Source organism: candidate division KSB1 bacterium (genome assembly GCA_034505495.1).
In the GTDB taxonomy this organism is placed as follows: Bacteria; Zhuqueibacterota; Zhuqueibacteria; order Residuimicrobiales; family Krinioviventaceae; genus Fontimicrobium_A.
Genome location: JAPDQV010000046.1, coordinates 9,813 through 22,809 on the forward strand (window position 1 = coordinate 9,813; position 12,997 = coordinate 22,809).

7 protein-coding genes are annotated in these 12,997 nt (G+C 53.6%); 6 read left to right on the forward strand and 1 reads right to left on the reverse strand.

Translation table 11 applies throughout. From position 1 onward, the window contains the following. The first annotated feature begins 185 nt into the window (after positions 1-185). The 6 genes from ONB24_13725 (at position 186) to ONB24_13750 (ending at position 11,378) form a co-directional block, all read left to right on the forward strand. Positions 186-4,403 (forward strand): PA14 domain-containing protein, encoded by a 4,218-nt coding sequence (locus ONB24_13725; GenBank protein ID MDZ7317172.1) that lies wholly within the window; start codon positions 186-188, stop codon positions 4,401-4,403. Positions 4,404-4,425: 22 nt separating this feature from the next. Beyond that, on the forward strand, positions 4,426-6,168 hold the full coding sequence (locus tag ONB24_13730) for a DUF4038 domain-containing protein (GenBank protein MDZ7317173.1): 1,743 nt from the start codon (positions 4,426-4,428) through the stop codon (positions 6,166-6,168). Between the two features lie 37 nt (positions 6,169-6,205). Further along, positions 6,206-7,828: a T9SS type A sorting domain-containing protein gene (locus tag ONB24_13735; GenBank protein ID MDZ7317174.1), complete on the forward strand. Its 1,623-nt coding sequence runs from the start codon at positions 6,206-6,208 to the stop codon at positions 7,826-7,828. A 99-nt stretch (positions 7,829-7,927) separates the two neighbouring features. Beyond that, positions 7,928-8,938, forward strand: a complete 1,011-nt coding sequence (locus tag ONB24_13740; protein ID MDZ7317175.1) for a T9SS type A sorting domain-containing protein — start codon at positions 7,928-7,930, stop codon at positions 8,936-8,938. A gap of 18 nt (positions 8,939-8,956) precedes the next feature. Continuing rightward, positions 8,957-10,141 (forward strand): Gfo/Idh/MocA family oxidoreductase, encoded by a 1,185-nt coding sequence (locus ONB24_13745; GenBank protein ID MDZ7317176.1) that lies wholly within the window; start codon positions 8,957-8,959, stop codon positions 10,139-10,141. Between the two features lie 97 nt (positions 10,142-10,238). After that, positions 10,239-11,378 carry a cellulase family glycosylhydrolase gene (locus ONB24_13750; protein ID MDZ7317177.1) on the forward strand — a complete coding sequence of 380 codons (1,140 nt, stop codon included), beginning with the start codon at positions 10,239-10,241 and terminating at the stop codon, positions 11,376-11,378. Positions 11,379-11,478: 100 nt separating this feature from the next. Here the strand turns inward: ONB24_13750 and ONB24_13755 are convergent. Further along, a partial coding sequence (locus tag ONB24_13755; GenBank protein MDZ7317178.1) for a T9SS type A sorting domain-containing protein occupies positions 11,479-12,997 on the reverse strand: 1,519 nt, incomplete at its 5' end.

Here is a 12,997-nt window from a genome sequence, read left to right on the forward strand (position 1 = left end):
AAGCTTTTCAAATATTCCTTCATAGAAACCTTGATCCTCTTCGAAGACGGCAGTTTTTCAGCTGCCGTCCTTCCTCTTTATCCGCATAAAAAACGTCTAAGGGATTATTGATAATTTTCCGATTAGTAATTATATTCAAAATCATTTTTTACCACTTTTTTAACATTTAGTTGATGGAGGCGGAAGTGAGGCGGACGGCATTTTTTTCTGTTTTTCTCACCATTTGTTTTTCAGTTTCACCCTCATTATCACAAAAATTAAACTTTACCACCCATTGGGTCGGCAACACCTTCGGCGGTAAAGACCAAAAATGGGTGCAAAATTACATCGACGAGATCGAAATCGCCGGCGACACGGTCTATACCGAAAGTTACTGGGATGAAGCCGGCCGCGTCTGCGGCTGGTACTACGACGGCACTGTCGATCCAGGGTTGATGAAATGGGAATCGACACCGGAGGAGTGCTGGGGCTGGAATACCGGCGGTTATGCCTTGGCGGTCGACAAACGCTATGTCTACATCGGCAACTGCGCCGGCAGCCTGCTGCGCTTCGATAGAAAAAATAAGCATCGTTTCGTTGACCGCATTAAGATGTTCGATACCGGCGCCGTCGGTATGCATGCTCGTTTCGACACGCTCTACGCGCTCTTTGAGGACGGGCATATTCAAAAGCGGCCGACCGCAAAGCTCAAAGAGATGACGATCATCGCTACGGTGCCGAACGCGCGCGACATTACCGTCGATGACCGCAACACGCTGTGGATTTTGGCCGGCGACGAAATACGCAACTATTCGACTCGGGGCGAATATCTTGGTCGAAGCATCGTTGAAAAAGGATGGCAGCCCTATTCGATAGCCGTCGATCATCAAGGGCTGCTGATGGTGACGGACAACTCGGTCTTTCAAGTAAAATTTTACGACATTGCCGGAGAGCCCAAGCTCGTAAAAACCTTCGGCATTGAAGGCGGCATCGGCGCGGGAACCCCTGGCGCTTACGGCCCGCAAAAATTCTGGCGCCTGACCGGAGCGGTTACGGATGCGGACGGAAACATCTATGTCGCCATGGATGATGAGGGCACCGGTATCCGCAAATTTAACCCGAACGGCGAATTGGTGTGGGAACTGTACGGTTTACACTTTGTCGACGTCGTTGACGTTGATCCCGCTTCCGACGGCCGCGACCTTTACGGCGTCAACGAGCATATGACCTTCGATTTCGACAAAAAGCCTGGTGAGAGTTGGGCTCTGGCCGGTATTACGCTCGACCGCTTGCGCAGTCCCGACGATCCGCGTATTTCCAGCGACGGCACCGAATGGCTGGCCGGAAACTTTATGCGCCGAATCGACGGTCACCTGCTCATGTACGCCACCCGTCAGACAGCCGGAACGCTCTATGTCTATCGCTTTGATCATGATGTTGCGCTGTTATCGAGTACTTTCTCCGGCCTCGGCTGGGCCTTTGAGCCGGATGATTGGGGAAACATCTGGTATTACGACTCGAGCGCGCGGTTTATCAAGCGTATTCCGCTGCTCGGATTTGACGATAACGGCGAGCCTGTGTTCGGCGCCGCTGTTTCGGTTGCACCCATTCCTGCGCCCTTTGACGACATCGAGCGCATCGAATATGATGTCGATTCCGACGTGATGTTTATCGGCGGAGATACGCCCCAGAATCCGGAAACCAGTTGGGGGTTGATGGGCAGCGTTCTGGCGCGCTATCCCAATTGGAGCGAAGGCAATCGCATTGCCGATCGGCAGAAAGTGATGCCGTTGGATGACGATCATTTGGCGCCCGCAAGCATGGATATGTACGAAGATTACGTCTTTACCGTCATGGTCAAGTCTACCGGCGGCGTTCCGTCTATGGTAACTGTATTTAGGGTCGATGATCTGTCCAAGGTGGGAAACATGTGGCCGGGTCCGGAAGTCGGCGGCATCAGCGGCTGGACTGACATCGCCTACGGCATCCGTGCTTACAAGCGCTCGAACGGCCAATATATGGTTATGGTCGAAGAAGATTACCGCGGCAAGGTGTTGGTCTATTTGTGGGATCCGCCTGCCGGCAATCTGCAGAAACCGCAGATTACGCTGCTAGAACCCGAGGCAGGCGCTTCTTTTGATGCTGCGCCTCCTTCTTTGACCATACGCGCCGACGCCTCGGATGCCGACGGTTCGGTGGTTACCGTCAAATTCTACATCGATGATCGCTTTGTCGGACAAGACCAAAACGGCACCGACGGTTGGTCATTCACCTGCCGCGAACCTCTCGTCGTCGGAATGCACACGATCACGGCGCGTGCATTCGACAACTCCGGTAAAGCGCGCGCCGCCAAGCCGATCAAGATTTTTGTCAGAGGAACCGCCGGCCCCTTTTACGGTAAACCGACGGTGCTGCCCGGGACGATCCAAGCCGAAGATTTCGACCATGGCGGTGAAGGGGTCGGGTATCATGATGCGGATGAAATCAATCAGGGCGGCGCTTATCGTTTCGAGGGCGTGGATATCTTTTTGTGCAGCGACAGCGGCAACGGTTATCACGTCGATCAATTCGAGGCAGGCGAATGGCTACAATATACGGCGGACGTAATGACCACAGGCTACTATGATCTTCTCTTTCGAGTCAACTCGCAATCGGACCAAGGAAGCTTTTCTCTGTACCAAAACGGCCGTGCCTTGGTGGAAAACCTTGTCGTGCCGAACACCGGCGGCCTTTGGCAGGATGTCGTCATCGACAGCGTCCGACTGGAAGCCGGCGTTCAAACTTGGCGATTCGTTTGCACGCAGGGCGGCTTCAAGTTCAACTACTTTAGGGTGACCGCCGTCGGTACCGGCAGTATTTTCCGCGAATATTGGCTGAATGTTCAAGGAACTTCAGTGGCGCAAATTCCGCTTCATCTGCCTCCGGACGGTCGTGAGCGTTTGGATCGCTTCGAAGGTCCGGCCGACTGGCGTGACAACTATGCTTCACGCATTCGCGGCTATCTGCATCCCCCTGCCGACGGCGTTTATACTTTTTACATTGCGAGCGACGATAACAGTCAGCTTTACCTGAGCGCCGACGAAAATCCGATCAATAAAAAACTGATCGCTTCGGTTAATGACTGGACCAATCCGCGTGAGTGGAAGAAATATGGTTCTCAGCGGTCGGCCGGAATCGAACTTAAGGCGGGCCGTAAATATTATATCGAAGCGCTGCACAAGGAGGGCGGCGGGGGCGACAATTTAGCCGTCGGTTGGCAAACTGCCGGCAAACCCATCGAAGTCATCGACGCCCTGTATCTGTCGCCTTTCCGAAGCCCGTTCTGCGATCTGGTGATCGGCGAGATCATCTGGCGGCCGACCAAACCGACACCGAGCGAACCGACCCATTTTACGGTGATTGTTAGAAACCTCGGCGATGTCGCCAAACCGGCGGGTACACCCTTTGTCGTGCATTTTATCGTCGACGGCCGACTCGCCGCTGTCGGCCGTGGTCCAATCGAAGAAATTTTACCCTATAGTGAAGTACGCGTGGAAGCGGAAACAGGGATTATGCTTGCCGACGGCCCGCACGTCATCACCGTTGTCGTGGACGCGGAGGATGCGGTTAAAGAGAACGATGAAGGCAACAATCGCCGCTCGATTACGCTGTTCAGCGGCTTGAGGCCGCCGGACCAGCCGAGCAGCATTGTTCCGGGCATTTATTACGAATACTATCTGGGCAGTTGGGAAAAGCTGCCGGATTTCGACAGCTTGACGCCGCGCAAAACCGGTATTTTGGAAAAATTCGATCTGCCGAAGAATCACGCCGGCGACAATTTCGGCGTCCGCTATATCGGCTATATCGACATTAAACAAGAGGGGGAATACACATTCTATACCCAATCCGACGACGGCAGTCGGCTGTTGATCGGGGGATTTGAAGTGGTCAATAACGACGGCCTGCACGGTTTTGAGGAAAAATCGGGCGTCATTCCGCTGCAGACAGGTCTGCACCGCATCGTCGTCGAGTTTTTCGAAGCCGGCGGCGACGAGGCGCTGACGGTCTCGTACAAAGGACCGAACGTCTCCAAACGGGTCATTCCCAAAACCGTGCTATTCACCGATGCTTCATTGGCGGCGGTCAAAGAAATCGACAGTTTACCGCTTGTGTTTGCTCTGCACCCGAACTACCCGAATCCGTTCAATCCGTCGACCGTCATTGCCTATGATCTACCGAAAGCAACAAACGTCAAACTGACGGTTTTCGATCTGCTGGGACGCACGATAATCACCTTGGTGGATAAACCGCAGCCGGCAGGCCGCTATCGAGTCGAATGGCCTGGGGTCGACGCACAGGGAACGCCGGTTGCCGCCGGCATCTATTTCTGCCGCCTCGAGGCTGGTGATTTTTGTGCAACGATCAAGATGGTGTTGGTCAAATAATTTGAATAAGAAAAACAGAGGAATGGTGCATTTTAAATTTTCTTTAGTACTTTCAGCCGTGCTCCTCACCTTGATGTGTTACGGAATACAGGTTATCGCTCAACCAGCCGAAACGTCAAGCGAAAAAAAGTCCACGGTCATTGAAAGCAATTGCGTCGCCGAAATAACCTTTCGATCGATTTTAAATTACGCCGACCCATTCAATGGCGTTACGTTGGACGTAGTCTTTACTGATCCGCAAGGCGTCGAGCGCACCGTTCCGGCATTTTGGGCCGGCGAAGAGGTTTGGCGAGTCAGGTACGCTTCGCCGCTCGCGGGCATCCATACCTTTCGCAGCCGCTGCAGTGATGAGCAGAATTCCGGTCTTCATGGCGTCAGCGGCAGAATCGTGGTAAAACCCTATACCGTAGAGAATCCGCTCTATCGCCACGGCCCTATCCGGGTTGCCGATGACCGTCGCCATTTTGCGTACGGCGACGGCACGCCCTTTTTTTGGCTTGGCGATACCTGGTGGATGGCTTTGGTCAAACGGCTGCACTGGCCGAATGAGTTTGCCGAGCTTGTCGCAGACCGCAAAGCCAAGGGGTACACCGTGGTGCAGCTTACGGCCGGATTGTACGGCGATCTCGATCAGAATTTTGACGAAAGGGCGGAGGGCGACGGCGGCTTTCCGTGGACGCAGGATTTTCAGCGCATTAATCCCAAATACTTTGAAGAAGCTGACAAGCGCATCTTTTATTTGGTTGAACAAGGTATTGTGCCGTGTATCGTCGGCAGCTGGGGCTATTGGCTCAATTGGTTGGGTGAGGAAAAGATGAAGCAGCACTGGCGCTATTTGATCGCCCGCTGGGGGGCGCTGCCGGTGGTGTGGTGCGCCGCCGGCGAAACCGGCATGCCGTGGTACCTCGATCCGCAGCCGGACATTGGAGCCCAGCGAAACGCATGGACCCCGATCGTGAAATATATTCGGGATACTGATCCGTTTCGCCGCATGCTGACCACGCACCCCATGCACGCCGCCCGCGCACGCGACGAAGTCAGAGACCCATATCTGCTCGATTTCGATATGCAGCAGAGCGGACACGGAACTATGCCCCAGGGACAAGCGGAGATCGCCCTGTCCGGTTGGAATTACGAACCGGTCATGCCGTCGATCAGCGGCGAGGCGCGCTATGAGAACCTAACCATTAAACGCGAATGGACCTCGCCGGAGGAAAATCTAGCCGATTTTGAAGGCTTGGCCATGCTGGGCACACGGCAGGCGCGCGGCGCGTTTTGGGCCCATCTGCTCAACAGCGGTTGCGCCGGGCATACCTACGGCGCCTCCGGTACCTTTCAGTTCAATCGCGAGGATTGGAAATTTGGACAAGGGTTTTCCGGTGTCGATTGGGGTAAAACGACCTGGCGCGATGCCATGAATCTACCCGGCTCAAAACAATTGGGACTGGCCAAAGCCATGCTGATGACTTTGCCGTGGCATCGCATGTCGCCGGCAGTCGATTTGGCGCAAGGCGCCGTCAGCGCCGCCATGGATGACGCCAAAACCTGCGCAGTAATTTACACCGAAAGAGATGCCGTAACGGTGGACTTGGCGCAGTTTGCCGGAAAAGTAAGCGTCAGGTGGTTCGATCCTACCAACGGCGAGTGGGTATCGATCGCAAAGAAAGCTTTTCAAAACAAAGGCAGCAAAACCTTTAAAACTCCACAACGCAACGCCGCCGGCGACCCGGACTGGGTGGTGGTGATAACGTCATTACAAAAATAACAACCTGTTTTACCGTTTAAATAAAAGGGAATCAATCATGAAGCGCGCAACTCAAATTGTTCTCATTTTGCTTGTCGTTGGGCCGTCCGCCTTTGCGGCCAAGACCGCCAAACTGACGGTCAATGAAGGCAAACGCCAGGTCTATCAGGGTTTCGGATTCGGCTTAATCAATACCGAGCGCTATACCAATCTCAGCCGCGATCAACAAAAAGAGATTAGCAAGTATACGGTCGAAATGACCAACGCCAACCTGCTGCGCATCTGGCATGAGGAAAATTTGGTACAAAATTATATCAATACGAATCTTCTGCCGGATGCCTTGGATGCCGGCATCGATACCATCATTCTGGCGCCCGGCGGCAATCCGCAGAAAATCGCCGATGAGATTCTCAAAGTCAATCAATCGGGATATACGGTACATTATACCTCCCTGATAAATGAGCCGGATCACACCAAAGGGTGGCCGACGACTTATTACATTGCCAAATTTCGCGAGTTATGGGAAGAGATCAAAGCTCGCGGTTTGGAAACCGGTCTGCTCTGCTGCGACGATGCCAATGTCGACGATTGGGCCAAACAGCGCATCGACGCCATTCTCAAAGACCCGACGCTGCGGCCGGCGTTGGCGGCCTTTTCAACTCACTCTTACAGCATGGCGGCTGAGCGTGACTATGCCCGACGCGTTTTTAAAGAAGGCTTGAACTGGTGGCAGACCGAACACAGCATCGATGGGCAGCCGGCGACGCCTGAGCGTTTTGATTTGGCAGCGCAAACCACCAATGTTTTTTTGAACGACCTGAATCAGGGCGTTACCCATTGGATGTATTTCCAGGGATACGGACTCAGCATGCGGCGCCTGCCGGAAACTCATAATAATGTCTTTTTGACCTATTACGACAGTCGCAGCTTTGGCAAACCGGTCGGCTCCGGTTGGTTCGTCGATGCGCCGCAACTTCATTATATTCGGCAAATCAATCAGGCTTTTCCTTACGGTACAACAATGCGGTGGACGACGGCCAAGGGTCTGCCGAGCTATGACATGGTGTGGACTTACGGAACCCGTTCGCCCATCAACGCGGCCGTCGGCCAACGCCCCGACGGCGGCTGGGCGGTCTGCATCTCCAATGCCGAAGTGGCGCCTCCCGGCGGCGGCCATTATTATGATGATTACATTATCGATTTGGACATCGTCGAACTGCACGGCACAGGCGCCGTTCCTTTCAAGCTGTTTCGCAGCGGACCGACGACAGGATTCATCGCGGAACAGGGCGAGATTGTGGTTACCGACGGTAAAGTGACGATCGAGGTCAAGAAGGACGAGTTGGTCAGCTTTTACACCACCTCCGCGCCGACGGTTGTTAAATCGGAAAGCAAACCGCCCAAGCGGTTTACACTGCATCCCAATTACCCGAATCCCTTTAATGCCTCGACCACGATACGCTATGACCTGCCGCAGGAGTCCTATGTACGCATCGAGATTGTCGATGCCGCCGGTCGAATCGTCAATACACTGGTCAGCTCGGTACAGTCCGCCGGACAGAAGCAGATCAATTGGGACGGTAATGACCGTTGGAATACGCCCATGCCGAGCGGCGTCTATTTCGTTCGTTTTGAATTCGACAAAGGGGTGCAGGTAGGCAAACTGATGATGATTCGCTAACAGAGTCCATTTATGACCATTGACGGTTTTTTCATTCATCGTTTTTGTATCGTAATTATCGCGTCGTTATTTGCTTGCGTTTCTCTGTCGGCGCAAGGATTGATCAGCATCGACATCAACACGCCGGTGCCCGGAACAACGACAGAGATCATCCCTTATGTTGCATATGACATGACGGCCACAGGCAATCAGTTCGGTATTCACATGTCGCGCGACGAAGGCAGGTTCGCCTATGTGATGATCAAGGGCGATTTTGATGTGTGGTGTCGCATTGCCATTGTACAGAATGAAAAAATGAATTTGGCCACCGCCGGCATCATGGCGCGTAAAAGCCTATCGCCGGACGCCGAGTTCGTTTCGATCGTCGCTAATTCCAAATCGCCCAAATGGGACACCAGTTACGGCGTCGATGCCTATATTTGGGGCGTACGGCTACGGCGAGGCGGCCACATTACCGAAAGCATGAGCGCCGACAAGGACGGCTATTGGTATTGTCCGGCTCTCAATCGTCATCTCATCCCTTTTCCCAATTGCTGGTTACGCTTGAAACGAACCGGCAACGTGTTCACCGGCTATTTTGCGGAAACAGCCGAAGCGCCGAAACCCAATCAGTGGCGGCGTGACAGCTTTCAATCCACTTGGACGTTGACCGGACAGACACCGCCGACGTTCGTCGATAAAAACGGCATTTTTCCCGAAACCCTCTATGTGGGCATCTGCCTCGATGCGAATGCCGAAGAGTGGGGCAATACGCGCCATAAAGCATGGGCCGAGTATCGGGAAATTCATGGGCTGACCCCCACGCATGTTGAGAAAACCGAAGGTTTGCCGACCCAATTCGTGCTTCATCCAAATTACCCCAATCCCTTCAACCCTTCGACGACGATCAGCTATGAAGTGCCGTACCAGGCCTACGTGCGAATCGATGTTTATGATCTCTCGGGTCGTATGGTTAAGCAATTGACAAATTCATTGCATGCTGCCGGACGATATGAGTTGACGTGGGATGCTCATGACGAGAACGGCACGGCTGTCGCCGCCGGTGTTTATCTGCTTCGTTTCGATGCAGAAGGCAAAGTGCGTGTCCAAAAGATGACTTTGCTTCGGTAAACCAACAAGAAAAACTTTATGAATTCTAACAATCAATTTGAAAAACCACAAACGGTCAACCGCAGGACCTTCCTGCAGACCGGCGCCGCGGCTGCTGCTGCGCTGATAAGCACGCCGATGATCAACTTTGCCCAAAGCAAAAAAATCCGCATCGGCGTCATCGGCTGCGGCAGCGTCTCCAATGCATACCTGCCGCATCTCTCCAAATGTCCTTACGCCGAACTGGTCAGCGCCTGCGACATCATCGTCGAGCGTGCCGAACGCCAGGCCAAATGGTTCAATATTCCTCATGTCTATCCGAACATCGATGCCATGCTGACAGGGGCGCCGTTCGATCTCTTGGTCAATTTAACCGACATGCAGGCGCATGAACATCTAAATCGCAAGGCTTTGGAAGCCGGAAAACACGTCTGGAGCGAAAAGCCGATGGCCAATAGTTACGCGGCTGGTGTCGAACTGCTTAAGCTGGCGAGGAGAAAAAATCTCCGGCTATGGGGCGCTCCGGCCATGGTCGAAAGTCCGGCTTTTGCGATCATGGCAAAAATCCTCGCCGAAGGCAAGTTGGGCGATTTGGCGGCAGTTCACGCTTTCTACGGCCATACCGGTCCCTGGTGGTCGTCCTTTTTTTATGAGAAGGGCGGCGGCAGCATGCCGGATTTGATGGTCTATAATCTCACCACCGTCACCGGGTTGGTCGGCCCGGCCAAGGCCGTAACCGCCATGACCAGCATCGTCACGCCGACGCGCGAAATCGACGGCAAAGGCCGAATCAAGGTCGAAGCCGAAGACAACGCCATGGTGCTGCTGGACCACGGCAAAGGCATTATTTCTCATGTTCAATCCGGATTCAATTACTTTAACCCACACGGCCATGAGGGCAAAGAAGAATCCCGCTACACCATTCAATTTTTCGGCACCAAAGGCTTTATGGGACTGCTCGGTTACGACTGGGAACCGCTGGCCGTCGAAATTGCTACCGAGGATGCTCCGAAAATCGAGAGAATCTCTCTCGGTCAACACAACTTTGTTTGGCAGATGGGCGCCTCGCTGGCCTGTGAGTCGCTGGCAACGGGTCGCGAATTGCTGATTACTCCAGAACATGCGCTGCATGTGCTGGAAATCATCCAGGCGGCGCGCGAATCGCAGGCAAAAGGACGACGCATTGCGCTGCGTTCCACCTTTAAATATCCCATTGTTGCCTGACGATCTTTTTACAATAATGTGTGTGCTGCGCTGCTTTTGTTTCGTCAACGCTTTAACTGATTTACGGCTGCAGCGTTCTTATTAGAAAGGATATCTAATGGAACCTCTTAGTCGTCGCGATTTTCTGCAAAGATTAGGCGGAACGGCTGCAGCCGTCGGCATACTAAACAGCAGCATGGTTGCCTCGAATAGGAACCCTCTGCCGCGATGGCGCGGATTCAATCTGCTCGACTTCTTTTCGCCGCGCAAAACGCCCAATTCGCCATACCGCACCACCCGGGAAGACCTGCAATGGATGGCCGACTGGGGCTTTGATTTCGTCCGTCTGCCCATGGCCTATCCGCGCTGGATTCGCTTCGAGTCGCTTCCGATACAGCCTGAAGACGTGTACAAGATTGACGAGAGCGTTCTCGAATCGATCGATGAATTGGTTTTTACGGCGCATCAACATGGGCTGCACGTCAGCCTCAATCTCCATCGGGCGCCGGGATACTGCGTCAATGCCGGTTTCCATGAACCGTTCGATCTTTGGCAAGACGAAGAAGCCTTAAAAGCGTTTTGTTTCCATTGGCAAATGTTTGCCCGACGATACGCATCGATTCCGCCGGATAAAATCAGCTTTGATTTGCTTAATGAGCCGAGCATCCGCGAAAATCCGGATGACCAGCTCTCGCGCAGAACGGCAGTGCCGGGTCAAATTTATCGGCGCGTGGCGGAAGCAGCCGTCAAGGCCATCCGCGAGGTCAAGCCCGACGCCCTCATCATTGCCGACGGCAACAACGTCGGCAACGACGTGACGCCCGAATTGATCGATTTGGGTATTGCGCAAAGCTGCCGCGGCTATATGCCCGCGATCATTTCGCACTATCAAGCCCCTTGGGTGTACAAAAGCGGGGAAGAATTGCCAAAGCCGGTATGGCCTGGGAAAATCGGCGACGAAGAATGGCATCGCGGCCGGCTCGAAAGCTATTACAGACCGTGGATCGAATTGAAAGAGCAGGGGGTAGGCGTCCATTGCGGCGAATGCGGTTGCTGGAAGAATACGCCGCATCAGGTCTTTTTAGCTTGGTTCGAGGACGTGCTGGACATTTTGACGGAAAACGGTATCGGCTATGCCTTGTGGAACTTTCGCGGCGATTTCGGCGTGCTCGATTCGAACCGTGTCGATGCAGACTATGCTGATTGGTACGGGCACAAATTAGACACCAAACTGCTCAGCCTGCTGCAGAAATATTGAAAGAGAAACAGTCTCTGTAGCCGAGATAGGCTCATACATTTTTTTGATGGAATTGCCTGAAAACAAAAGCGCCCCGCCCAAAAAGAGCGGGGCCTTTTGCTTATTTGAGAAGCAGCGCTCGTTGAACCGCGCTGAAAGCGCCTGCGGAGAGGCGAATAAAATAAATTCCGCCTGACAGGTTCTCGGCGTCCCATCTTACATGGTGGCTGCCTGCGGCAAGTTCACCCTGATGGAGGACGGCAACCAACCTTCCCTCGATGTCAAAAACCTGCAGACGTACAAAACAGTCCTCGGGCAAATCAAACTGAATGTCCGTGCAGGGATTGAAGGGATTGGGATATGCACCACAAAGCCGGAAAGTTTGTGCCGGATTTTTATGTGCGACGCTTGTTCCGAGGACGTTGATCGGCCCATACCATTCTTTGTGTCCGTCCAGGAAAACAATCTGCAGCTTGTAGGTGCAACTTCCGTTTGCGGTGTGAAGGTCTATGAATTGATAAAAGGGTTCCCCTTCGGTCCGGCAGGGGATCAGGCCGTCAGAAATCTGCCTGTACTCGCCGTTTGGATCCTCTGCCCGGTAAACGAGATAGCCTGCGATGCCGCTTTCGTGAGCAGCCCGCCAGGTCAATAGAACTTTGCCGTCGCCCGTTACATGAGCATTGAAATCATATACCTTAACGGCGACCGGAGGCTCATTCCAAATCAGGGCATACTCAGTTCCGGTCTGATCGGTTTTGCTCAAGGTATTGGCTTGCGTGTCCAATGTAGCTCCGAGATCCTGCCAGGGCTCTTCTAAACCGTTGCGGTTCCCGCCGCTGCGATAGGCCATTCCCAGAAAATTCTCATTTCCTTGGGATACCTTGGGGTTGCCGCTGTAATTATAAACGAACGTATACGTCGGCGTACCGCTGCCGTAGAGGATGACGCCCCAGTAGCGGGTATTGTCCAAATGATCCCAGGATGCAGGAGGCGTGGTATTGTCGGGCGCGGCGTCGATTCGGTAAACTTGGATACCGGTGATCGTTCCGCTGCTGCCGGTGACGGTGACCTGATCGCCGTTCGGGTGCGCCAGACTTACCTGAAAATCGCTCGGCGCCGAACCGGTAAAATCCCACGCCGAGGCGTCTCCGACCGGCGCCGTCGACGTGCACCACTCCTTGGTACTGGTCAAGGCATAATAAGAAGTACCGTCGGGAATAGTAGTCCATGCTTCGGCTACAGTAATCGTATTGGCGGTGTTGGAAGCAATCTCGCGCCTCTGCTTAAAGCCTTGACCGTTTGTTATGGCGATCCATCTGCCCGCCAGGCTGTTGGTCGGCCAATTTTTGTCATTGTCCGTTAACGTATAGGTGCCGCCGCTTTCGGCTTTGCCAACCTCATTAAAAATCCAGCCGTCATGTCCGCCGCTTGTCCTATCATGAGCAGTAAAGCCGCTTCCTTCTTCATAGTCCCAATATCCCGCCAAGCCGTTTTCCGTACCGGTAAGCTTTTTGCACATCAGCTCCCGAATTTCTTCTGCTGAAAGCGCCCGTGTCCAAATCGTTACCTCGTCTATCACTCCGTCGAATAAACGGGGATAGTTGGCAAACGACCAACAGCCCACTTTCATTAGATAATTG

What these genes read in the sequence shown, in the direction of transcription:
- ONB24_13750 (MDZ7317177.1), top strand. Translation starts at nt 10,239, where the DNA reads ATGGAACCTCTTAGTCGTCGCGATTTTCTGCAAAGATTAGGCGGAACG.
- ONB24_13735 (MDZ7317174.1), top strand. Translation starts at nt 6,206, where the DNA reads ATGAAGCGCGCAACTCAAATTGTTCTCATTTTGCTTGTCGTTGGGCCG.
- ONB24_13745 (MDZ7317176.1), top strand. Translation starts at nt 8,957, where the DNA reads ATGAATTCTAACAATCAATTTGAAAAACCACAAACGGTCAACCGCAGG.
- ONB24_13730 (MDZ7317173.1), top strand. Translation starts at nt 4,426, where the DNA reads ATGGTGCATTTTAAATTTTCTTTAGTACTTTCAGCCGTGCTCCTCACC.